The sequence below is a fragment of the Streptomyces sp. WAC00040 genome, assembly GCF_056835925.1.
The window spans coordinates 471,302-493,224 of sequence record NZ_JAKQZE010000003.1 but is presented as its reverse complement, the minus strand read 5'-3'; the positions used below and the strand labels follow the sequence as shown (position 1 = coordinate 493,224).

Annotated in this window: 26 protein-coding genes and 1 riboswitch; of the genes, 9 read left to right on the top strand and 17 right to left on the bottom strand. The window is 71.7% G+C overall.

Annotation, left to right across the window (positions count from 1 at the left end):
- Nucleotides 1-22: 22 nt before the first annotated feature.
- On the bottom strand, nt 23-1,180 hold the full coding sequence (locus MDN94_RS27665; RefSeq protein ID WP_482728618.1) for an ROK family transcriptional regulator: 1,158 nt from the start codon (nt 1,178-1,180) through the stop codon (nt 23-25).
- Nucleotides 1,181-1,317: 137 nt separating this feature from the next.
- On the opposite strand from MDN94_RS27665, the gene MDN94_RS27660 reads away from it, so the two are divergent.
- Nucleotides 1,318-1,755, top strand: coding sequence for a hypothetical protein (locus MDN94_RS27660; RefSeq protein ID WP_482728617.1), 438 nt, complete (start codon nt 1,318-1,320; stop codon nt 1,753-1,755).
- Nucleotides 1,756-1,916: 161 nt separating this feature from the next.
- On the opposite strand, the gene mug is transcribed toward MDN94_RS27660, so the two are convergent.
- The 3 genes from mug to MDN94_RS27645 all read right to left on the bottom strand — a co-directional run bounded on the left by mug (nt 1,917) and on the right by MDN94_RS27645 (nt 4,769).
- Nucleotides 1,917-2,465, bottom strand: a complete 549-nt coding sequence (gene mug / locus MDN94_RS27655) for a G/U mismatch-specific DNA glycosylase (RefSeq protein ID WP_482729097.1) — start codon at nt 2,463-2,465, stop codon at nt 1,917-1,919.
- A complete protein-coding gene (gene purB / locus MDN94_RS27650) occupies nt 2,462-3,904 on the bottom strand; it encodes an adenylosuccinate lyase (protein WP_482728616.1) in 1,443 nt (480 codons plus the stop codon). The genes mug and purB overlap by 4 nt, the downstream gene beginning before the upstream one ends.
- A 70-nt stretch (nt 3,905-3,974) precedes the next feature.
- Nucleotides 3,975-4,769: an SGNH/GDSL hydrolase family protein gene (locus tag MDN94_RS27645; protein ID WP_482728615.1), complete on the bottom strand. Its 795-nt coding sequence runs from the start codon at nt 4,767-4,769 to the stop codon at nt 3,975-3,977.
- Between the two features lie 60 nt (nt 4,770-4,829).
- On the opposite strand from MDN94_RS27645, the gene MDN94_RS27640 reads away from it, so the two are divergent.
- The gene (locus MDN94_RS27640) at nt 4,830-5,834 is read left to right on the top strand and encodes a maleylpyruvate isomerase family mycothiol-dependent enzyme (protein WP_482728614.1); all 1,005 of its coding nucleotides are present in this window, start codon (nt 4,830-4,832) and stop codon (nt 5,832-5,834) included.
- Nucleotides 5,835-5,951: 117 nt separating this feature from the next.
- Here MDN94_RS27640 and MDN94_RS27635 read toward each other — a convergent pair whose 3' ends face one another.
- From MDN94_RS27635 to MDN94_RS27625, 3 genes are all read right to left on the bottom strand, one after another.
- The gene (locus tag MDN94_RS27635; RefSeq protein ID WP_482728613.1) at nt 5,952-6,965 is read right to left on the bottom strand and encodes a hemolysin family protein; all 1,014 of its coding nucleotides are present in this window, start codon (nt 6,963-6,965) and stop codon (nt 5,952-5,954) included.
- Entirely contained in the window at nt 6,962-8,308 is a 1,347-nt protein-coding gene (locus tag MDN94_RS27630; protein WP_482728612.1) for a hemolysin family protein, read from the bottom strand. Before MDN94_RS27630 ends, MDN94_RS27635 begins: the two co-directional genes overlap by 4 nt.
- Nucleotides 8,309-8,467: 159 nt before the next feature.
- Nucleotides 8,468-8,890, bottom strand: coding sequence for a GNAT family N-acetyltransferase (locus MDN94_RS27625; protein ID WP_482728611.1), 423 nt, complete (start codon nt 8,888-8,890; stop codon nt 8,468-8,470).
- 114 nt (nt 8,891-9,004) lie between these two features.
- Between MDN94_RS27625 and MDN94_RS27620 the strand changes: the two genes are divergently transcribed.
- Nucleotides 9,005-9,220 (top strand): antitoxin, encoded by a 216-nt coding sequence (locus tag MDN94_RS27620; RefSeq protein ID WP_482728610.1) that lies wholly within the window; start codon nt 9,005-9,007, stop codon nt 9,218-9,220.
- Entirely contained in the window at nt 9,217-9,588 is a 372-nt protein-coding gene (locus tag MDN94_RS27615; RefSeq protein WP_482728609.1) for a fic family toxin-antitoxin system, toxin component, read from the top strand. Before MDN94_RS27620 ends, MDN94_RS27615 begins: the two co-directional genes overlap by 4 nt.
- Before the next feature lie 91 nt (nt 9,589-9,679).
- Here MDN94_RS27615 and MDN94_RS27610 read toward each other — a convergent pair whose 3' ends face one another.
- From MDN94_RS27610 to bioB, 5 genes are read right to left on the bottom strand one after another with little or no spacing between them, the layout of a single operon-like run.
- Nucleotides 9,680-10,363, bottom strand: a complete 684-nt coding sequence (locus tag MDN94_RS27610; RefSeq protein ID WP_441265931.1) for a class I SAM-dependent methyltransferase — start codon at nt 10,361-10,363, stop codon at nt 9,680-9,682.
- A gap of 56 nt (nt 10,364-10,419) precedes the next feature.
- Nucleotides 10,420-10,773 carry a VOC family protein gene (locus MDN94_RS27605; protein ID WP_482728608.1) on the bottom strand — a complete coding sequence of 118 codons (354 nt, stop codon included), beginning with the start codon at nt 10,771-10,773 and terminating at the stop codon, nt 10,420-10,422.
- Between the two features lie 5 nt (nt 10,774-10,778).
- Complete coding sequence (gene bioD, locus MDN94_RS27600; protein ID WP_482728607.1) at nt 10,779-11,492, bottom strand: dethiobiotin synthase; 714 nt, start codon at nt 11,490-11,492, stop codon at nt 10,779-10,781.
- A 59-nt stretch (nt 11,493-11,551) separates the two neighbouring features.
- Nucleotides 11,552-12,841: an adenosylmethionine--8-amino-7-oxononanoate transaminase gene (locus tag MDN94_RS27595; protein WP_482728606.1), complete on the bottom strand. Its 1,290-nt coding sequence runs from the start codon at nt 12,839-12,841 to the stop codon at nt 11,552-11,554.
- Entirely contained in the window at nt 12,834-14,006 is a 1,173-nt protein-coding gene (gene bioB, locus MDN94_RS27590) for a biotin synthase BioB (protein WP_482728605.1), read from the bottom strand. The genes MDN94_RS27595 and bioB overlap by 8 nt, the downstream gene beginning before the upstream one ends.
- 146 nt (nt 14,007-14,152) lie before the next feature.
- Between bioB and MDN94_RS27585 the strand changes: the two genes are divergently transcribed.
- A complete protein-coding gene (locus tag MDN94_RS27585) occupies nt 14,153-15,298 on the top strand; it encodes an 8-amino-7-oxononanoate synthase (RefSeq protein WP_482728604.1) in 1,146 nt (381 codons plus the stop codon).
- Nucleotides 15,299-15,518: 220 nt separating this feature from the next.
- Entirely contained in the window at nt 15,519-15,950 is a 432-nt protein-coding gene (locus MDN94_RS27580; RefSeq protein WP_482728603.1) for an ATP-binding protein, read from the top strand.
- Nucleotides 15,951-16,027: 77 nt separating this feature from the next.
- Here MDN94_RS27580 and MDN94_RS27575 read toward each other — a convergent pair whose 3' ends face one another.
- A complete protein-coding gene (locus tag MDN94_RS27575) occupies nt 16,028-16,972 on the bottom strand; it encodes a LysR family transcriptional regulator (protein WP_482728602.1) in 945 nt (314 codons plus the stop codon).
- An 83-nt stretch (nt 16,973-17,055) separates the two neighbouring features.
- On the opposite strand from MDN94_RS27575, the gene MDN94_RS27570 reads away from it, so the two are divergent.
- Complete coding sequence (locus MDN94_RS27570) at nt 17,056-17,685, top strand: LysE family translocator (protein ID WP_482728601.1); 630 nt, start codon at nt 17,056-17,058, stop codon at nt 17,683-17,685.
- Nucleotides 17,686-17,718: 33 nt separating this feature from the next.
- Here the strand turns inward: MDN94_RS27570 and MDN94_RS27565 are convergent, their stop codons facing one another.
- The 3 genes from MDN94_RS27565 to MDN94_RS27555 form a co-directional block, all read right to left on the bottom strand.
- Nucleotides 17,719-18,195, bottom strand: a complete 477-nt coding sequence (locus MDN94_RS27565; RefSeq protein ID WP_482728600.1) for a C40 family peptidase — start codon at nt 18,193-18,195, stop codon at nt 17,719-17,721.
- 3 nt (nt 18,196-18,198) lie between these two features.
- A riboswitch (cyclic di-AMP (ydaO/yuaA leader) is annotated at nt 18,199-18,361 on the bottom strand.
- 335 nt (nt 18,362-18,696) lie between these two features.
- Entirely contained in the window at nt 18,697-19,005 is a 309-nt protein-coding gene (locus MDN94_RS27560) for a hypothetical protein (protein WP_482728599.1), read from the bottom strand.
- Between the two features lie 7 nt (nt 19,006-19,012).
- On the bottom strand, nt 19,013-19,648 hold the full coding sequence (locus MDN94_RS27555; protein ID WP_482728598.1) for an ATP-dependent Clp protease proteolytic subunit: 636 nt from the start codon (nt 19,646-19,648) through the stop codon (nt 19,013-19,015).
- An 86-nt stretch (nt 19,649-19,734) separates the two neighbouring features.
- Here MDN94_RS27555 and MDN94_RS27550 point away from each other — a divergent pair, with 86 nt between their 5' ends.
- On the top strand, nt 19,735-20,025 hold the full coding sequence (locus tag MDN94_RS27550; protein WP_482728597.1) for a type II toxin-antitoxin system Phd/YefM family antitoxin: 291 nt from the start codon (nt 19,735-19,737) through the stop codon (nt 20,023-20,025).
- A 149-nt stretch (nt 20,026-20,174) separates the two neighbouring features.
- Here the strand turns inward: MDN94_RS27550 and MDN94_RS27545 are convergent, their stop codons facing one another.
- Nucleotides 20,175-21,158, bottom strand: coding sequence for an ABC transporter permease (locus tag MDN94_RS27545; RefSeq protein ID WP_482728596.1), 984 nt, complete (start codon nt 21,156-21,158; stop codon nt 20,175-20,177).
- Between the two features lie 101 nt (nt 21,159-21,259).
- Here MDN94_RS27545 and MDN94_RS27540 point away from each other — a divergent pair, with 101 nt between their 5' ends.
- Entirely contained in the window at nt 21,260-21,880 is a 621-nt protein-coding gene (locus tag MDN94_RS27540; protein WP_482728595.1) for a TetR/AcrR family transcriptional regulator, read from the top strand.
- Nucleotides 21,881-21,923 lie beyond the last annotated feature (43 nt).

Genomic DNA, 21,923 nt, shown 5'->3' with positions numbered 1-21,923 from the left:
GGTTCGGCCCGCCCCACGTCACTCAGCGGCGGGCCGTCACCGTTCCCTCGACGGCGAAGAGCTGCTCCTCCACGTGGTCCAGCGCCAGCCGCAGCGCGCCGGTCGCCACCGCCGCCTCGCCCAGCATGGACAGCGCCACCCGCGGCGGCCGGAGGCAGTACCGCGCCAGCTCGTCGCGCAGCGGAGGCAACACCCCGTCCAGGCCGGCGGCCCAGCCCCCGATCACGACCAGTTCAGGATCGAGCGCCAGCACCAGCGCCGCCACATCGTGCACCAGGCGCTTGTTGAACCGCTCGACGGCCGCCAGCGCGCTCTTGTCGCCGCTCTTGGCCGAGGCGAAGACGTCCGCCACCGCCTGCTCGTCCAACGGGTGCAGCGGCTCCCCGGTCATCGACAGCAGCTTCTCGGGTGTCTCGTCGCGTCCGAGCAGGTGCAGCGCGCCGATCTCTCCCGCCGCCCCGCCGTAACCGCGGTGCAGCCGCCCGCCGATGAGCGAACCGGCGCCGGGACTGAGTCCGGCGAGCACGAACACGATGTCGTCGGAGTCCGTCGCCGCGCCCTTCCAGTGCTCGGCCACCGCCGCCGCGTTGGCGTCGTTCTCCACCAGCACCGGGCAACGGAACGATCTGCGCAGCCGCTCTCCCAGCGGAAGCCCCGTCCAGCCCGGCAGCGCCGTGGAGAGCCGAACGGTTCCGTCCGCCTCCACGATCCCCGGTGAGCCGACGCCCACCGCGCGCAGACCGCTCCGTGCCACACCGGTCCGCCGCAGCAGGTCGGCGACGACCGCCCGGACCCGCTCCAGCCGGTCGTCGGCGCCGGCCCGCTCGGAGACGTCCCGCGAACCGGCCCCGATGATGCGCCCGTCGAGCCCCGACAGCAGCGCCGCCACTCGGTGCGCCCCGATCTCGATGCCCAGCAGATGCCCGGCCTCCGCCCGGAACCTGAACCGCCGCGCGGGCCGGCCCTGCTTGCGGGCCTCGCCCTCCTCGGGGACGAACTCGACGACCAGCCCTGTCTCGATCAGCCCTTCCACCACACCCTCGACCGTCGGCCGCGACAGTCCGGTGATCCTGGTCAGGTCGGTGAGCGTGGGGGCGTCGGCGCCCCGCAGTGAATGCAGTACCACCGCGGAATTGATGCGCCGCAGCAGCGACGGGTCCCCGCCGGTCAGCCGCCCCACGTGTGTCCTCCCAGTTCGTGCCCGTGTTGGCCGGATCGTACTCGCTGCGGGCGCGCGTCGTGCCACGGGACCGGGACGGGCCCGGGGGAGCGGGTGACGGTGTGCCAACTGTCAGTGGCGGCAGGTTCAATGGAGTCATGACCACGGCACAGCACCTCGCTGCGATCGACCTGCTGCGCGGCCGGGCGTTCCCGGCACAGCGCGGCAGGTCGGAGTTCGGCGACAGCGGGCCCGGCTACCACCTGGCGGAGCTGCGCACGCCCGCGGACTGCCTGGACGCGGCGGAGCGTGCGGACGGCCGGTCGCGCGAGCCGTACGAGGCGGAGTGCGAGGCACTGGTGGGCGCGTTGAGCAGCCGCTGGGGGGAGGGCCAGTGGTTCGCTCTGTGGTCGGTCTTCATCGGGACGATCTGCGGAGAGGCGATCGCTCAGCCGTGGGGCGAGCTGAGCCACCGCGTCGAGGACCTGCACCTCTGGCGGGTCGAGGGCCATTGGATAGCGGTGGGCGTCTCACGCGCCGAAGGCGAGGACGAGCACCGGCTGATCGCCGTCGTCACCGACATCGACCCGCCCTAGACACCGTCTTCCCGTGGCACGTCACCCGGCTGAGCTTCTCCCGAACAACGCCTGGTGGCGACAGTCGGGCGGTGCCGTGCCCGGCGTGCACGGACAGCGGCAGCCCGCCCGGGCGGCCCGGCCGCGGCGTCGGGCGGTGTCCTTTGGTGCGTATTCGACTCTCAGGGCCGGTCGGCGGCCTTACGCAGCCTGCCGTACTCCTCGGCCATCGCCTGGAGCGTCCAATGGGCATTGAGCCCGCTGGGGTTGGGCAGCACCCACACCCGCGCGCCGCCGATCGTCCGTTCCTGCGGCCCGATCCGGGCGGACCGTTCCCCGAACGCCGTGCGGTAAGCGGTCACGCCCACCACGGCCAGCCACCGCGGCGCCAGCCGCTCCACCTTCGCGGCCAGCAGCCGGCCGCCCTCGCGGAGCTCCTCGTCGCTCACCTCGTCGGCCCGGGCGGTCGTGCGTGCCACCATGTTGGTGATGCCGAGCCCGTGGTCGAGGAGCTCACGCTGCTCCGACGGCAGCAGCCGCCGCGGCGTGAACCCCGACAGGTGCAGCACCGGCCAGAAACGGTTTCCGGGCCGGGCGAAGTGATGTCCGGTGGCACCGGACATCAGGCCCGGATTGATGCCGCAGAACAGCACGGAAAGGCCGTCCGCGACCACGTCCTCGATGACGCGGTCGCGGGCGGCCTCCAGCTCTGCCGGGGTGGGGCGGGTCAGAGGATCGCGCCCGGCGTGTAGGCGGCGGCCTCCGGGTGATGCTTGGCGATCTCCTCGATCCTGGAGACCACGGCGGTCACCTGGTCGCCGGCGGCACCGGTGAACGACAGCTTGTCCGCCATCAGTTCGTCCAGCTGCGCGCGGTCCAGCGGGATCCGCTCGTCGGCGGCGAGCTTGTCCAGCAGCTCGTTGCGCTCGGCACCCTGCTCCCGCATGGCGAGGGCGGACGCGACCGCGTTCTCCTTGATGGCCTCGTGCGCGACCTCGCGGCCGACACCGGCACGGACCGCGCCCATGAGGACCTTCGTGGTGGCGAGGAACGGGAGGTAGCGGTCCAGCTCACGGGCGACGACCGCCGGGAACGCGCCGAACTCGTCGAGCACCGTCAGGAACGTCTCCAGCAGCCCGTCGAGCGCGAAGAACGCGTCGGGCAGCGCCACCCTGCGGACCACGGAGCAGGACACGTCGCCCTCGTTCCACTGGTCGCCGGCGAGCTCGCCGGTCATCGAGGCGTAGCCCCGCAGGATGACCATCAGGCCGTTGACGCGCTCGCAGGAGCGGGTGTTCATCTTGTGCGGCATCGCGGACGAGCCGACCTGGCCCGGCTTGAAGCCTTCGGTGACCAGCTCGTGCCCGGCCATCAGGCGGATCGTCTTGGCCACCGAAGAAGGCGCCGCTGCCAGCTGTACCAGGGCGGACACGACGTCGTAGTCCAGCGAACGGGGGTAGACCTGGCCCACCGAGGTGAACGCGTGGCCGAAGCCCAGGTGGGCGGCGATGCGCTGCTCCAGCTCGGCCAGCTTCGCGGCGTCGCCGCCCAGCAGGTCGAGCATGTCCTGCGCGGTGCCGACGGGGCCCTTGATGCCCCGCAGCGGGTAGCGCCTCAGCAGGTCCTCGAGACGCCCGTGGGCGACGAGCAGCTCGTCGGCGGCCGTCGCGAACCGCTTGCCGAGCGTGGTGGCCTGGGCGGCGACATTGTGGGACCGGCCGGCCATGACCAGCTCCGCGTACTCACCGGAGAGCTTGCCCAGCCGCGCGAGCACCGCGACCGTACGGTCGCGCATCAGCTCCAGCGACAGCCGGATTTGCAGCTGCTCGACGTTCTCCGTGAGGTCACGGGACGTCATGCCCTTGTGGACGTGCTCGTGGCCGGCGAGGGCGTTGAACTCCTCGATCCGGGCCTTCACGTCGTGGCGGGTGACCTTCTCGCGCTCGGCGATCGACGCCAGGTCGACCTGGTCGAGCACCCGCTCGTAGTCGGCCAGCGCGGCGTCCGGTACCTCGATCCCGAGGTCCTTCTGCGCGCGCAGCACGGCCAGCCAGAGCTGACGCTCCAGCTTCACCTTCTGCTCGGGGGACCAGAGCACGGCGAGCTGCGCGGAGGCGTAGCGGCCGGCAAGAACATTGGGGATGCGAGGCTTCGCAGACACAGCAGTCACGTGTGCAGATTCTACTGTGGGTTTGCGCAGCTCAGCGCCCCGCCCGTGGTTGTAGCTTGCTACAAGGGTGTCAGGCGTCGGCCGACGGCGGCCTGAAGGGCGCGTAAGGCAGCAGGTCGGGCCGCTTGGCGGGCCTGCCGTCGCCGGAGGACCGCCCGGTCAGCCGCCGCCCGATCCACGGCCCCAGATGCCGGCGGGCGAACTGCGCGTCGGCGACCCGCCGCGCCGCCCAGCTCGACCGGAGCGCCGGCGGCAGTGGTGCCTGCCAGTCGTCCTCGGCCTCCAGGCCGAGCGTCTGCCAGACCGCCTCGGCGACCCGGCGGTGCCCCTCGGCCGTCAGGTGCAGCCGGTCCACGTCCCACATCCGCTGATCGCCGAGAGCGGAGGAGCCGTAGAGGTCGACGACGAGCGCGCCGTGCCGTGCCGCGAGTGAGTCGACATGGGCGAACAGCTCCTCCATCCGCGGACGGAACCGCTCCATCACCGGGCCCTGGCGGCCGGGGCTGCGCATCAGCACCAGCTGCCGGCACGACGGCGCGAGTTTCTCCACCGCCTCCTGAAGGAGATCACGCACCCGCACCATGTCGCACTTGGGCCGCAGGGTGTCGTTGAGTCCGCCGACGAGGGTGATCACGTCGGCGTTCATCGAGGCGGCGACATCGACCTGCTCGGCGACGATCTGTCCGATCAGCTTGCCGCGCACCGCGAGGTTCGCGTAGCGGAAGCCGGGGGTACGGGCGGCCAGCCGGCCCGCGAGGACGTCCGCCCAGCCGCGGTAGGAGCCGTCGGGGAGCAGATCCGACATGCCCTCCGTGAACGAGTCACCGACCGCGACGAAGCTGGTGTAGTTGGCACTGATCTCCATGGCGCAGCGATCCTACCGTGCGGTAGGGTCCGTCGGTTCCGTACCCGGAGGGGAGCTTTCGTGAGTGACGCGCTGCTCAACGCCCTGGCCGAAGCACTGGCCGAAGTGGTGACCCTGATCGACACCTGCGACGACGACGTGCTCGACCCGGACACCGCGGTGAAGTGGCTCGAATCCACCGCGTTCCTGCTGGACAGGCTCCCTCCCGCGGACCGCCGCGAGCTCGCGGAACGTGTCCGCGCGGCGGCCGGACGCCACCCGGAAGGCGGCTGGCGCGACGGCCTGCTCAGGGTGCCGGACAGCTTCGGCCTCGACGACGACCAGCACGAGCGGTACTGCGAGTCCATCGCGCACGTCGTGGCCGACTTCACAGCGGCGGTACGGGACGCGGACCCGGCGACGCCCGTCCCCACCTGCCCGGGCTGGACCCTGGCCGATCTGATCGCGCACCACGGCACGACGCACCGCTGGGCGGAGCACGTCGTACGCACCCGGGCCGCCGAGCGCGTCCGGGCGCGTGAAGTGCCTCTCGACCTGCCGGACGAGCCGTCGGCGTACCCGCAGTGGATGGCCGGCGCCGCCGAGTCCTCCCTGCGCACCCTGCGCACGGTGGACCCGGACCTTCCGATGTGGTCCTACGGCGCGGACCAGCGCGTCGCCTTCTACCCGCGGCGGCTGCTCTTCGAGGCGGTGATCCACTGCGCCGACGCGCAACTGGCCCTCGGGCAGGAACCCCGCCTCGAGCCGGGGACGGCGGCGGACGGCATCGCGGAGTTCTTCGAGAACGTGCCCTGTCACACCAGGACCATCGAGCGGCTGGCGTCGTCGGCCGGCGGCTCGGTCCGGCTGTTCGCCCGGGACACCGGCGCTGCCTGGACGATCACGTTCGGCGCCGCCGGCTTCTCGTGGACGCCCACGGCGGAGGCGGCCGACGTCACGGTGACGGCGGACGCGGCCGACCTCCTGCTCCTCGTCTACGGCCGCCGCCGGCCGAACGAGGACCGTTTCACGATCCGGGGCGGGGCCGCGGTGCTGGACGCGTGGCTGGGCGCCATGGCGATGTAGCCGCTGCGCGGGGCGGTTTCCCCCACCCGCCCCTTCCGTAACCGGGCTCCGCCCGGACCCCTACCGTGCTGCGCGCGGTGCCCTCGGTGCCGGGCGGGCTGGAAATGCCCCCGCCCGTCACCCCGGCTTGCCCACCAGCTCCCGCAGGATGTCCTCCATCGTGACCAGGCCCTCCGGCCGGCCGTTCTCGTCGAGGACGGCCGCCAGGTGCGTACGGCTCCGGCGCATCGCCGTGAGGACGTCGTCGAGCGGGGTCGTCGCCCGGACCCGCGCGATCGGCCGCATCGCCGACACGGGGAACGCCGTGTTCCTCGGCGCCGCGTCCAGGGCGTCCTTCACATGGAGGTAGCCGAGGATGCGCCGCCCCGCGTCCACCACCGGGAAGCGGGAGAAGCCCGACTCCGCGGACAGCCGCTCCAACTGTTCCGGCGTCGTACCGGCCTGGGCGTACACCACGCGCTCGATGGGCATCACCACGTCGCGCACGGGCCGCCGGCCGAGTTCGAGCGCGTCCCGCAGCCGTTCCGCGGAGCGGTCGTCGAGCAGCCCGGCCTCGCCGGCGTCCTGCACCAGGTTCGCCAGCTCGTCGTCGGAGAACGTCGCGGTCACCTCGTTCTTCGTCTCGACACGCAGCAGCTTGAGCAGGCTGTTCGCGAAGGCGTTGACCATGACGATGACGGGGTGCAGGGCGCGTGCGAGCGTGACCAGCGGCGGGCCCAGCCACAGCGCGCTGCGCACCGGCTCCGCGAGGGCGATGTTCTTCGGCACCATCTCGCCGAGCAGCATGTGGAGGTACGTCGCGAGCGAGAGGGCGATGACGAACGAGATCGGGTGGACCGCACCGTGCGGCACGCCCACCGCGTCGAAGACCGGCTCGAGCAGGTGCGCCATGGCCGGCTCGGCGACGATGCCGAGGACCAGCGTGCACAGCGTGATGCCCAACTGCGCGGCGGCCATCAGGTCCGAGACGTGCTGGAGACCCCACAGGACGCTGCGGGCCCGGCGGTCGCCGGCCTGTGCCTCCGGTTCGATCTGACTGCGGCGGACGGAGATCAGCGCGAACTCCGCGCCGACGAAGAAGGCGTTGGCGACCAGGGACAGGAAGCCGATGAAGAGCTGGATCGCGATCATCGTCCGGCCTCCTGGATCTCGTCGGCCCCTTCCGTGGCGATCGGCGGCGCGTGCATCAGCACCCGCGCCGCCCGCCGTCCGGACGCGTCGACGACATCGAGCTGCCATCCGTCCATGTCGATGCGGTCACCTTCGGCCGGGATGCGTCCCAGCTCGGTGGCGACGACTCCGGCGAGCGTCTCGTACGGACCGTCCGGCACCTGGAGGCCGATGGCCGCCAACTGGTCGGTGCGCGCGGCGCCGTCGGCCGACCACAGGATCCGTCCGTCGGCGTCCTCGCCCGCGGGGGCCAGGTCGGGCGTCTCGTGCGGGTCGTGCTCGTCGCGGACCTCGCCGACGACCTCCTCCACGATGTCCTCCATGGTCACGACACCTGCCGTGCCGCCGTACTCGTCGATGACGACGGCCATGGTGGACCTGCCCTGGAGCCGGTCGAGCAGCCGGTCGACGGTCAGTGACTCGGGCACGAGGACCGGTTCCCGCAGCAGTTCGGAGACGCGCAGCCGGCGGCGGTGTTCCGCGGGCACGGCCAGGACATCCTTGATGTGGGCGATGCCGACCACGGTGTCGAGGCTGCCCCGGTAGACAGGGAAGCGGGACAGGCCGGTGGCCCGGGTCGCGTTGGCGACGTCCTCGGCCGTGGCCTGCGCCTCCAGAGCCGTGACCTGCACCCGGGGGGTCATCACGTTCTCCGCGGTGAGTTCGCCGAGGCCGAGGGTGCGGACGAACAGCTCCGCGGTGTCCGCCTCGAGCGCACCCTCCTTGGCCGAGTGGCGGGCCAGGGCGACGAGCTCCTTGGGGCTGCGGGCGGAGGCCAGCTCCTCCGTCGGCTCCATGCCCAGCCGCGTCACCATGCGGTTGGCGGTGTTGTTGAGATGGGAGATCAGGGGCCGGAACGCGGCGGTGAAGATCCGCTGCGGCGTGGCGACCACCTTGGCGACGGCCAGGGGTGAGGAGATGGCCCAGTTCTTCGGGACGAGCTCGCCGACGACCATCAGGACGACGGTCGACAGGGCCGTGCCGATGACCAGCGCGGCGGACGACGCCACGGAAGGGGAGAGGCCGAGGTCCTCGACCGGTCCACGGATCAGCGTGGCGATCGACGGCTCGGCGAGCATGCCGACGACCAGGTTGGTGACCGTGATGCCGAGCTGTGCGCCGGAGAGCTGGAAGGTGAGGCTGCGGGCGGCCTTGAGCGCGCCGGCCGCGCCTCGTTCCCCGCGCTCCGCCGCTCGTTCGAGATCGCTGCGCTCGACCGTCGTGAGCGAGAACTCCGCCGCGACGAAGGCTCCGCAGGCGACGGAGAGCAGCACGGCCACGCCGAGCAGAAGCACTTCGGTCATCGGTTCACCTCCATCCCATGATCCGGCAGGGGGAGAAGGTTTGCGCGATGTCGGCTACTAGGAGGCTCGCCCATGGGCGGACGCTCACACCTTTCGTACGGGAGCGGACAGTGCGCCCATGGTAAAGGACGGGCAAAAGCGTGGAGGTGGCGGTGGAGTTCAGCTGAACGGTTTGACCCACCGGCGCCAGTGGTCCTCGCGTACGTACCCGGCGGAGGTCCACGCCCGGTGAGCCTGCTCGTTGGCCTCGAGGACCATCGCGTCCCCGCGGCGGCCTCCCACCGCGGCGAACCGGTTCTGCGCCGCGTCGAGCAGGGCGGTCGAGATGCCGCGCCGGCGGTGGGAGGGCAGCACGGCCAGTCGGTACAGGGAGCAGCGCCAGCCGTCGTAGCCCGCGATGACGGAGCCCACGAGCACGCCGTCCGACTCGGCGAGGATGAGCGCCTCGGGGTCACGGTCGATGAGCCGCGTGACGCCGTCCACGTCGTCCGTGATGCTCGTGCCTTCCGCGGCCTCCTTCCAGAAGGCCAGCACGGCCTCGGCCTCGTCGGGAGCGGCGTTGCGTATGAGCAGGTCGGTCATGGCGGTGAGCCAAGCACGCCCGCGACCGGCACCGCCACCGTCTTTCCGCGCTGTGAGACGGGATACGGCCGGGCCGCCCTTGCGCTGCTAGCACCTTCGCGCTAGCTTCAGGGTGTGGCGAAGACACAGTTGAACGTACGCGTGGACGAGTCCACCGCGGAGACCGCCCGCCAGCGGGCGATGCAACGCGGCGTGAGCGTGAACCGCTACATCGAGGAGCTCGTCAAACAGGACGCCGGCGAGGCGGGACGCACCTTCGTCGACGCGGCGGCCGACTTCATGAAGCAGTACGAGTCGGTCTTCGTCGAGGAGTTCGGCGACAAGCGTTGAGTCTGCGGATCGATCTTGCCTGGCTGCTCATGGTCGCGGAGCACAAGATGCCCGGCGACCCCCAGGTCACCGACTGGGGCGCGCTCGTCGCCGCCGTCAGCCGTCACGAGGCGGAGATATTCGGTGTCCCCGTCTACGGCGACCCGGCCTCCCGGGCCGCCGCGTTGCTGCAACTGCTGCTGCACGTACCGGCGCTGGAGCGTTCCAACGCCATGTTCGCCTCGGCCGTCGCCTACGGCTACCTCGTCGCCTGCGGACTGAAGGTCGTCACCTCGCCCGAGCAGGTACGCGACCTGGCCCGCCTGGTGAAGGACGGCAGCGCGGACATCGGGCGCATCGCGGAGGAACTGCGGAGCTGGAGCGGGTGAGCCGTGCAGCTCCCCGACTCCCGCCGGGGCCGGCCACCGGGCCCCGGCGCGACCGAGCGCCCGGAGCGCGAACCGGCCCCCGTCGCGGCGGCTACCCGTCCATGACCGGGCGGCGGGCGACGCCGAGCACGCACGGCGACGTCGGCAACTGCGGTCCATGGTCCGGCACCCGGAACCGCCGGTAGGGCCCGAGCTCGAAGCCCGCCTCCTCGATCGCGGCGATCGTGTCCCGCGCCGTGTGGCACCCGCCGAACAGCAGCGGCCACACCGTGCGGTCCAGGACCCGCTGGGTGGTCGCCAGGCCCCGGCCCTCCGCCCGCCCGTGCTCGAAGAACCGCAGCTCCGCGCCGGGCCGCAGGACCCGCTTGATCTCCGCCAGCGCCCTCGGCAGGTCGCGTACGGTGCACAGCACCAGCGACGCGACCGCCGCGTCGAAGCCCTCGCTCTTGACCGGCAGGGCCTCGGCCGCGCCGGGCGCCACGTCCACCGGGACCTCGGCGCGCAGGGCCGCCTCCGTCGCCAGCTTACGCAGCGAGCGCTCCGGTTCGATGGCCACCACTTCGGAGACCGTGGCCGGGTAGTGGGAGAAGTTCAGACCGTTGCCCGCGCCGATCTCGATCACCCGGCCGGACAGCCCGCGCAGGAGCTCCGCACGGTAGGCGGCGATGCCGCCCTTGAGGTCGGCCGTCACGCTCATCTTCGCGTAGAAGCGGGCGAAGAGAGGATGGTGGACGGCGTCCCGCGGGACGTTCGTACCTCGCTGGAGCGGGACCATGGGGGCCTCCTTGGGAGACGGGCCGGTCCCCGTCATTCTCCCCCGCTGCGCGCGGCTCAGCCGTCCGTGGCCGCCACGAAGCAGAATTCGTTGCCCTCCGGGTCGCGCATCACGAGGAAGCGGCCGTGGTCGTCGGTCACGATCGCCCCGACCCGCTCCGCCCCCAGGGGGACCGCCTCGTCCGCGGCCGCGTCGATGTCACCGGCGTCCAGGTCCAGGTGAAGGCGGTTCTTGACCGTCTTGCCCTCCGGCACCCGCTGGAAGGCGACGCGCACGAACTCCGGCGGATCGACGTACGACCAGTCGTCGGAGCGGTCCACCGGATCGCCGCCGAGGAGCGCGGCCCAGAAGCGCACCAGTCGGGCGGGGTCGTGGCAGTCGAAGACGATCTCGTCGATCTTTGCACGCATGGGCGTCAGCCTACGGAGGCGGTGAACGCCCCCGCATCCCACCGGCCGTAGAGGCGTGGCGTCAGCCAGGTCGCCGCCCGCGCCCTGAAATCGGCGGGACCGAGCGCGCCGGCGCCCTCCGGTACCGCCCCGAGCAGCGGTGCCCCCGCGGCCTCCGGAAGGTCCGCCAGATTGCAGCGCGCCGCCAGATCGGGTGTGCGCGGCCAGCTCCCGACCACCACGCCCAACTGCTCGAGGCCGCGTGCGCGCAGAGCCTCCGCCGTGAGCGCCGTCATGTTCAGCGTGCCGAGGCCGGCCGGGGCGACCACGAGCACGGGCGCGCCCAGCTCGGTGGCCGCGTCCGCCAGCGTGGCGCCGTCGTCGTCGAGCCGTACGAGCAGGCCGCCCGCGCCCTCCACCAGCACCAGGTCGTGCTCGGCCGCCAGCTTCTCGGCGGCATTCGCCACGTCCTTGGGTCGCACCGGTGCGAGTCCCGCCCGCCGGGCGGCGGTGGCCGGCGCCAACGGCTCGGGGAACCGGGCGAGTTCGGCACAGGTCACGTCGCCGGCGAGCCGCCGTACCACAGCGACGTCGCCGTCCTCGTCCGGCGCCAGCCCCGTCTGCGCGGGCTTCAGGACGGCGACGGACAGCCCTTGGGCCAGAGCCGCTGCGGCGACCGCCGCCGTGACGACGGTCTTGCCGATCTCGGTGCCGGTGCCGGTCACAACGATCACTGCCATGTGCTTGTGTGTCCTTCGTTCGATCCGCTGTCCGCTGCGACGTTCCGCGGCGGGCAACCTCAGCCCGCCGCTGCCGCCGCACGCACCGCGCGGCACACGCGGGCGAGGTCCTCGTCGTCCGTCACGTAGGGCGGCATCGTGTAGACGAGGTCGCGGAAGGGCCGCAGCCAGACCCCTTCCCGGACGGCCGCCGCCGTGGCCGCGGCCATGTCGACATCGTGGTCCAGCTGTACGACCCCGATGCCGCCGAGCACCCGCACGTCCTTCACCCCGGGCAGGTCCGCGGCCTCAGCGAGACCGTCGCGCAGCCCCGTCTCCAGGCGGCGGACCTCCCGCTGCCAGTCCTGCCCGAGCAGCAGGTCGATCGACGCGCAGGCGACGGCGGAGGCCAGCGGGTTGCCCATGAACGTGGGGCCGTGGGCGAGCACCGGGACCTCGCCCCGCGAGATGCCCTCGGCCACCTGCGATGTGCACAGCGTCGCGGCCATCGTCAGATAGCCGCCGGTCAGCGCCTTGCCCAGGCACATCACGTCCGGTGCGACGCCTGCGTGCCCGGCCGCGAACAGCGTGCCCGTACGCCCGAACCCGGTCGCGATCTCGTCGAACACGAGCAGCACGCCGTACTCGTCGCAGGCCTCTCGCAGGACGCGCAGATACTCGGGGGAGTGGAAGCGCATGCCGCCCGCGCCCTGCACGACCGGCTCGACGATCACCGCCGCCAGCTCGTCCGCGTGCCGGGCGATCAGCTCCCGCAGACCCCGCGCGTACGACTCCTCGTAGTCGGCGGGAGGCGCATCGGCGAAGAGCTGCCGGGGCAGCACCCCCTGCCACAGCTCGTGCATCCCGCCCTCGGGATCGCACACCGACATCGGCTGCCAGGTGTCGCCGTGGTAGCCGCCGCGCCAGGTCAGCAGCCGCTGCTTGGCGGGGCGGCCCAGCGAACGCCAGTACTGGAGGCACATCTTCACGGCGACCTCCACGGACACGGAGCCCGAGTCGCAGAGGAAGACGTGCCGCAGCGGCTCGGGGGTGATCTCCACGAGCCGGGCCGCGAGCCGCACGGCGGGCTCATGGGTGAGCCCGCCGAACATCACATGGCTCATCCGGCCCAGCTGCGCGGTCGCCGCCTCGTTCAGCACCGGGTGGTTGTACCCGTGGACGGCCGACCACCACGAGGACATGCCGTCGACCAACTCGCGCTGCCCGTGCACCTCTTCGGCGAGCCGCAGCCGTACGCCGGACGCGGACTCGACGACCAGCGGGTCGCTGCGGCCCGGCATGGGGCCGTACGGGTGCCAGACGTGCGCCCGGTCCAGCGCGCGGAGCTCGTCCGGGCCGAACTCAGGCATTGGGCGCGAGGTCCGTCCCGGCTCCCCGGCGGCGCACCGCCACCAGATCCGTACGCGCCGCGGACGCCTCACCCGCCGCGGTCGTCTCCGCCTCCGCCGCCTCCGAGGCGCACCCGCCCTGGTCGCCGTCGCCGCACACCGAGCCGCAGCCGCCGCCGGCCGCACGGTGGTCGGGCAGTGTCGTGGTGTCCGTGCCCTCCACCTCGAAACCGGCGTCCGCGATCATCTCGAGGTCGGTCTTGCCCGCCTGGCCCTCACTGGTGAGGTAGTCGCCGAGGAAGATCGAGTTGACCAGGTGCAGCGCGAGCGGCTGCATCGAACGCAGATGTACCTCGCGCCCGCCGGCCAGCCGCACCTCGACGTCCGGGCAGACGAAGCGGGTCATCGCGAGAATGCGCAGACACCGCTGCGGGGTGAGATGCCACTCCTTGGCGAGCGGCGTCCCCTCGAACGGGATCAGGAAGTTCACCGGCACCGAGTCCGGGTCGAGCTCACGCAGCGCGAAGACGACGTCCACCAGGTCCTCGTCGCTCTCACCCATGCCGGCGATCAGCCCCGAGCAGGCCGACAGGCCGGCGGCGTGCGCCTTGTTGACCGTGTCGACGCGGTCCGCGTAGGTGTGCGTGGTCGTGATGTCCCCGTATGTCCCTTCGGACGTGTTCAGGTTGTGGTTGTACGCGTCGGCGCCCGCGTCACGCAGTCGTTCGGCCTGGCCGTCGGAGAGCAGGCCCAGGCACGCGCACACCTCGACGCCCTCGTTCTGCTCCTTGATCGCCTCGATGGTCCTGGACACCCGGTCCACGTCCCGGTCGGTCGGGCCGCGCCCGCTGGCGACCAGGCACACCCGCTTGGCGCCGCCGGCCACACCGGCCGCCGCGGCCTCCGAGGCCTCCTCCGGCTTCAGCCAGGTGTACTTGAGGATCTCCGCCTTCGACCCGAGGCGCTGGGAGCAGTACGAGCAGTCCTCCGGGCACAGGCCGGACTTCAGGTTGACCAGGTAGTTGAGCTTCACCCGCCGCCCGAACCACTGACGGCGCACCTTGCCGGCAGCGGCCACCACATCGAGCACATCGTCGTCGGAGGTCGCCAGCACGGCGAGCGCCTCTTCGCGGGTCGGCAGCTCGCGCCGCAGCCCCTTCTCCACCAGTGTGTTCAGCAGGTCCATAGCGCCGATCCTGGCCTACCGCACAGGCCCCGGCCAAGGAGGAAGCCCACAACACCTGCGATTCGAGGTGTGTGCATGGCCACACCCGGTACCCGGGCCCGCCCGGCTAGGGTCTGTCCGCTGCCTACAAAAAGGACCGGACCGCCATGCCGAGGAATCCTTTCCACTGGATCGACGAGGAGTCGCGCCGACGCGAGCGGGCGGGTCTGGTCCGCACCCTTCGGCCGCGCCCCGCCGACAGTGCCCTCCTCGACCTGGCGAGCAACGACTACCTCGGCCTCACCCGCCGCGCCGAGGTCACCGAAGGCGCCGTGCGGGCCGCCCGCCGGTGGGGCGCCGGGGCCACCGGTTCCCGGCTCGTCACCGGCAGCACCGAACTGCACGCCGAACTGGAGCGTGAGCTCGCCGACTTCTGCGGCTTCGAGGCCGCCCTCGTCCTGTCCTCCGGCTACGCGGCCAACCTGGCCGCGGTCACCGCGCTCAGCGGCCGTGACGCCCTCGTCGTCTCCGACGCGGGCAACCACGCCTCCATCGTCGACGGCTGCCGGCTCTCACGCGCGGAGACGGCGGTCGTCCCGCACACCGACGTCGAGGCCGTGCGCAAGACACTCGAGGCCCACCCGGGCCGGCGCGCCCTCGCGGTCACCGACTCGGTCTTCTCCGTGGACGGCGACGCCGCACCGCTGCAGGGCCTCGCGGACGTCTGTCGTGAGCACGGTGCCGGGCTCCTCGTCGACGACGCGCACGGGCTGGGCGTCCTCGGCGACGGCGGCCGCGGCGCCCTGGACGCTGCCGGCCTCGCGGGCGCGTCCGGGACCGTCGCCACGCTGACGCTCTCCAAGTCGCTGGGCAGCCAGGGAGGTGCGGTCCTCGGGCCCGCCCCCGTCATCGACCACCTGGTCAACACCGCCCGCACCTTCATCTTCGACACCGGCCTGGCCCCGGCGGCGGTCGGCGCGGCACTCGCGAGCGTGCGGGTGCTGCGCCGCGAACCGGGGCTCGCAGGACGGGCGCGCGAGGTCGCGACGGCGCTGCACCACGGGCTGACCGACGCCGGACTGACCTCGGCCCGCCCGGACGCGGCGGTCGTCTCTGTGCAGGCCCCGTCCCCGGATGCGGCGCTGCGCTGGGCGGCGGACTGCCGCGACGCCGGACTCGTCGTCGGCTGTTTCCGGCCGCCGTCCGTACCTGACGGGATCTCCCGGATCCGGTTGACCGCCAGGGCGGATCTCACGGATCGGCAGATCGGAACGGCGCTCTCCACGATCATCCGGACCGCACCCGGCAGTTGAGCCGGGAGTGCTCCGCTGCCTCCGGTCGGTGGCCGTAAATACGGTCTGCCGTAGCAGAGTTCACCGCATCGAGCGACAGAAATGTGCGTCTCTCGGTGGATCGGCGCCACTGACGGACGATAAGTGGCAGTCTGACGCAGAAGCGTAATCCGTGGCCGTTCCCGCGTTTCATCCGCTACGAGTCGGAGCCCGGCCGCGGTGGGAAAGGGACAGCGCCGTCATGGCAGACCACCAAGAAGCATCCGCCACTCTGCCGAGCGATCCGGCGTCGGTAGCCGCCGCCAGGAGATATGTCACGGATGTTCTGTGCGAATGGGGGCTGGAGCCTGATGCCGAGACCGTCGAGACCGTCAAGCTGATCGTCTCCGAGCTCGCCACCAACTCCGTACAGCACACCTTCGGCCAGTCTCCGACCTTCACGGTGGATCTGCGCCTCGAGTGCGACGAGCAGTTGTGCATCGGTGTCACCGACAGCCATCCGCGCTGGCCTCAGCGGCTGCCCGCCGCCGTCCGGCAGGACAACGGGCGGGGCATGGTCATCATCCGTACGCTCACCGCGGAGTACGGCGGCCGGCTGTCCGTCATGCCCACGGAGGAGGGGGGAAAGACCGTCTGGATCGCACTGCCCTGGTCCGTGCCCGTGCAGAGCTGACCGCCGACCCGCCAGAAACGATTTGCCGGCTCGAACAGCCCGCGGCTCGAACAGCCCGTGCTTCGAACAGTCCCGGCTCAAACAGGCCCTTCTTCGCGGACGGACCGTGCCCTGCTGCCCGCCCTTGCGAACGCGCCGCGCATCAGCGCCCGCAGCGACCGAACGGCCGGACCCGACTCCTCGCCCCGGTGCGCCACCGAGATCGTCCTGCGGAACGACGCAGGTTCCAACTTCCTTACCCGCAGGGGCGTCGCAGCCATCGCGGCAACCATCTCCGGCACGACGGCCACCCCCAGTCCCGCGCTGACGAGCGCGCACACCAGTGCGTACCCCGGCGACTCACAGACCACGGTAGGTGTGGCGCCGGCGCTCGCGAGTGCACGCTCCACCCCCTTGCGCGGCGGATGCGACGGCGCGCTGCTGATCAGCGGCTGTCCCGCCAGGTCGCCCACGGGCAGCCGGCCGGAATCGTCGGCGAGCACATGCCCCGGAGCGGTCACGAGCACCAACTCCTCCACCAGGAGGGCCTCGACCACTACCCCCTGCGGCGCGGCGGCCGGCTCGGCCGGCTCATAGGCATGGGTCAGCGCCACATCGACCTCACCCGTGGCCACGGCCGTGACCCCGCCGGGCGGCTCGTACTCGGCGACGGTGAGCTCCACGTCCGGATGCGCGCGGCGGAAGGCGCTCAGCACGGGCGGCAGCAGATGGATCCCGACCGTCGTGAAGGTGCCGACCCGGAGCCGGCCGCCGGCCAGGCCGGTGAGCCCCGCCAGCTCATGGCGCGCCCGGGCCATCTCGTCCAGCACCCGGCGCGCGCGTTCCGCGAGCAGCTCGCCGGCCGCCGTCAGCCGTGCGCCACGGTGCGAGCGCACGAGGAGGACTGCCCCGGCCTCCCGTTCCAGCTTGGCGATCTGCTGCGAGAGCGCCGGAGCCGTGTACCCGAGCCGGGCAGCGGCCCGCGTGATGGAGCCGGCGTCCGCCACGGCGACGAGAGCCGTCAGCCGGGTCGGGTCGTACATGCCACCCCTTAAGCGTTGCTTCAGACCTCCCTGCAGAGATCGCAAGTACACGTTAAGGGCCGCGGGCGTCCACGCTGGGACGCATGGACGGACAGCTCATCGCTTTCATCGGGGTCGCCGCAGGCATGGTCGCCATGCCCGGCGCCGATTTCACGGTCGTCATGCGCAACGCGGTCGCCTCACGCCGCGCCGGTGTCGCCTGCGCGGCAGGAGTGGCCGGCGGGCTGCTCGTCCACACGGCCCTGGCCGTGGCGGGACTCGCCGCCGTACTCGCCACCGCGCCCGTTCTCCACCGGACGCTGCAGGCAGCGGGCGGTGCCTATGTGCTGTATCTCGGGGTCCGCTCGCTGCACGCCGCACTGCGCCCGTGCCCGGAGCCGGCAGATCCGCGGACCGCGGCCCCGTACGGCGTCGGACGCGGCCTGCGGCAGGGCTTTCTCACCAACGTCCTCAACCCGAAGGCGCCGGTGCTGTTCCTGAGCCTGCTCCCGCAGTTCGTTCCCGACGGCGCGGCCGTAATGCCGCGCACACTGCTGCTGGCCGGCACGATCGTGCTGATCGCGCTGCTCTGGTTCCCGGCGGTGGCGCTGATGGTCGACGGGCTCGGCCGGTGGCTGCGCCGGCCGCGGACCGCCCGCGCCGTCGAAGGCGTCTCGGGAGGCGCGCTGACCACGCTCGGCGCGGCCCTGCTGATCCGGTCGACCGCGCACTGACTCCACCCAGGTCCCACAGGACCTGGCGGCGCGTCAGCGCACGCGGCCGTACTTGACGCTCTTCGTCCAGATCTTGACCAGCCGGACCACGTCACCTGTCTTGGGCGAGTGCCAGATCTTCCCGTTCCCGGCGTAGATCCCCACGTGGTAGACGGCACCGCCGGCATGGAAGAACACCAGGTCACCGCGTTGTCGACGCGAGGCGGAGATATGACGGGTCCGGTTGTACTGCTGCTGGGCGGTGCGGGGCAGCTTCTTGCCCGCCTTCTTGTACGAATAGAGCGTCAGCCCTGAACAGTCGAAGCGGGACGGGCCCGTGCCGCCGTACCGGTACGGCGAGCCCTTCTTCGACGCGGCCACCTTGAGCGCCTTGCTCGCGTGGCTGCTGATCGCATGCGCTTCAACAGCGCCGCCCGGGGCCAGAAGCGTGCCGCCGACGGCGGCGATGGTGAGTGCCGATACGGCCCCCGCCCGTGAGAACAGGTGGGGGAGATGCATCTGCGCAGTCATGCGCAACCCTTCGTCAGCCGCCTGTGAAGGGTGACCTGTCGGGTTCGGACGGCGAAGACGCCCGGCCGCCGCAGCGGCTTCACCCCAAGGCGCGGCCGGGATCACCGGTCACGCCGTACTGCTGGGTCCTCCACTCCTGCCGATGCAATTCCGTCGACCAGACATCCGGTGCGGCGACAGGATTCAGCGTCCGCCCGGACCGCCCCGTCGAGGTGGCGGGGGCTTGTCGTCTCACGGATCGTTACCCACCGATGTCCGATTTCCGAGTTGAAACGGCTTTTGTGAAGCTGATCACGACTGGACCTTTCGGGTGGGCAGGCATCTCGGACCCCTTCTCCCGCGCTCCGGACCCGTCCCGTACCAGCAGTTGAAGCGCCTCATTGCGCCAGATCGGTGGTCCCGCCGATGCAAGTCCGGGGCCTTGCGACAACTTGGGCAAGGCTCCACCGAACGGGGTACGGGTGTCGCGCGCCGTGTCGGCGGGCGGCATCGGAACGTCCGTCAACTCGTGGAAACGGGAGGCATGGTCAGCCGGTTGGTCCTGCGCTCGCCGTCCAGGACGCGCAGCGCCTTGGTCAGCGTGTCCGTGTACACCTCGTTCTCCCCCCGGATGTGCATGAGTGTCAGGGCGTCCTTGAGTGCGGCGGCCCGCCCGACCAGCGCCTGCGCGGCGCGCAGGGCCCCGTAGGTATGGGTGGTGCGGGCGGGGTTGATCCTGCCGAGCAGGTCGACGACTTCGAGGTAGGTGTCGACGAACTCTGCCTCGGCGCGGGTCAGTGCCGGAAGTGGCGGCGGTTCGGGCGGCAGCATCCCGCGCTCACCTCGCCGTGGGTGGCACGGCCGAGAGCTTGCGGCTCGCGACGACATGGTCGATCAGGCCGTACTCCTTCGCCGCGGTGGCGTCGAAGATCTTGTCGCGCTCCAGGTCGGCCGTGATGCGGTCCAGGTCGTTGCCGGTGTGGCGCACCAGCATCGAGCCGAGTTGCTCACGCAGTCGCAGCAACTCGGCGGCGTGGATCTCCAGATCGGACGGCTGTCCGCGCAACGGCTCCTCGTATGCGGGCTGCTGCATCACGATCCGCGCGCCGGGCAAGGCCATGCGCTTGCCGGGAGTGCCCGCGGCAAGCAGGGCGACCGCTGTGGAGGCCGCCTGGCCCAGGCAGGTCGTCGCCACGTCGCACATGACGACCTGCATCGTGTCGTAGATGGCGGACATGGCGCTCAGTGATCCGCCGGGGGAGTTGATGTACAGGCAGATGTCCTGGTCGGGAGCCTCGTACTCGAGGTGCAGGAACTGCGCGATGACGTCGTTCGCCGCCGTGTCGTCGACGGCGGTCCCCAGGAAGACGATCCGCTCGGCCATGAGCTTCGAGTACGGATCGAGCGTGCGGGTCCCGAAGGACGTGCGCTCCGTGAGCTCCGGCAGGACATAGCGGGCGGACGGACGGTTCATGGCACACCTCTCGTCGTCACGGCTGTGGAGATCTCTCCGGGCCATGGAAAGAATGTACAGGATGTACAGACCGTTAGAATGGGGCCATGGCTTACGAAATTCCGGTGACGCAAGCTCGCGCCGAGCTCGCCGATCTGATCAACCGTGTCGTCTACGGCGGCGAGCGAGTGGTGGTGACCCGGCACGGGAAGCCGCTCGTCGCGCTGGTCTCCGCCGCGGACCTGGAGCGGCTGGAGCAGGAGGCCGAGGCGCCGGAGGCGGCGGAGGAGCAGATCATCAGCTCCGTGTCCTCCTTCGGATCGGCGTCCTCCGTCTCTCCCGGCCGCGGCCGCTTCGGACTGGCGGCCGAGCACCGCCCTCCGAGGGACCGCCCCTAGCGGCCCGGCCGAGGCGCCAGGGCCGGCCCGGTCGCGTGCGCCCGTCGCACGGTCCGGCGCCCTGGCGCGTCCGGACATGCGAAGGCCGCGCGCCCCCGTCCGCTGCAGCGGGGACGCGCGGCCGGTCGGATGGCCGGGACCTCAGCCGGTCAGGCGACCGGTACAGGCGCCGACCGCTCCGCTCCCGTAAGACCCGTGGCGCGGCGCCTACCGCCCATGAGCACGACCACCAGGCCCAGCGCCGCCCACACCGACAGCGTGAGGAGCGGTGCCGCGGCGCCGCGCCCGTCGAAGTAGGCGACCGAGCGCAGCAGTGTCGCCCCGGCGCCCGGCGGCAGCCACTGGCCGATCGCGCCCACCGGCTCCGGAAGCAGCTCCGGCGCGGAAGCGGCGCCGGAGAACGGATTGCCGAGCAGCACCATCAGCAGCGCGCCGAGGCCGATGCCCGGCGTTCCGAGCAGCAACCCGAATCCGGCCACGGCCGCTCCCGGCGCGGCGACCGTCAGGCTCAGTGCGGCCGCCTCCGCCCACCAGTCGCCCTGCAGCACACCGAGCCAGCTGTGGGCCATCGCCGCGGCGGTGACGCCCACCAGCACCGAGGCGCCGACGAGCGCGGCGGCTGCACGGGCCCCGCGCAGGCCGGACATCGTCACCAGCGCTCCCGCGGCGACTCCCCCGAGGGCCAGTGGCAGGGCGCTCGCCGCCAGCGCGGTGCCTCGAGGGTCCCCGGACGGGAGTGGGGCCACGTCCGTCACCTGTACCTGCGTGCCGGCGGGGGCCTGAGTGGTGACGGCCTCCTTGAGGAGCTGGGCGACCACGGGGCCGGCTCCGGAAGCGGTCAGCAGCTTCATGCCGCCCGGTCCCGCGACCACGGCGCCGTATACGACCCGGTCCTCGACCGCGGCCTTGGCCGAGGCCTCGTCGTCGTAGCGGTGGACGTCGAAAGCGCCTTCGCGCTGTTCGAACCCCCGCTCCAGCTGCGTGACGGCGGGCGCGGGTCCCGCGACGCCGATGGGCAGGTCGCGCGGGGCGGTCCTGGCGGCCGGCCAGGCGAAGGCCCACAGGGCCAGCGCCACCACGACGGGGACCAGGATCATCACCGCGACCATGCGGCGGGCCGGTGCAGCGGACATGGGGAGCTCCTTATAGAGAAGGATCGTTCGTTTTATCTTTCGCCACTGTCCTGCCGCCTCCGGTCCTTGTCAAGAAGGAATGTTCGTTTTACTTTTGGCGCATGGCACGTGTATCCCAGCAGCACCTCGACGCCCGCCGCCGGCAGATCCTCGAGGGCGCGGCCCGCTGCGTCTCCCGCAACGGCTTCCACGCCACATCGATGCAGGACATCCTGAGTGAGTGCGGCCTGTCGGCCGGTGCCGTGTACCGGTACTTCCGCGGCAAGGACGAGTTGATCGCCGCCATCGCCGACGAGGCGTTCAGCAGCCTCCGCGCCGCGTTCCAGGTGGCCGCGGCGACCACGCCGCCGCCCACACCCGATGTGCTCCTCGGGCGGGTGCTGCGCCACATGCTCGTCGAGGAGGTGCCCGGCGGCGATCGTCAGGCCTTCGCCCGGCTGGTCGTCCAGACGTGGACCGAGACCCTGCGCGACGAGCGTCTCGCCGCGATCCTCGCCAGCGGCTACAACGGCATGCGTCAGGCGTGGGCCGACCTCGTACACGCCTATCGGGCGAACGGACAGATGGAGGCGGACGTCGACGCCGACCATGTGGCGCGGACCCTGATCGCCACCGCCCAGGGGTTCATCGCGCAGCAGGCGCTGTTCGGCGACGTGCGTGTCGAGGTCCTCGAGGACGGCCTGCGGGCTCTGATGTCCATGCGGGATCCCAAGATCAGTTAACGCGCCGGAAAAATCCGCGCCCTAACGTTCAACCTCTGGTCGT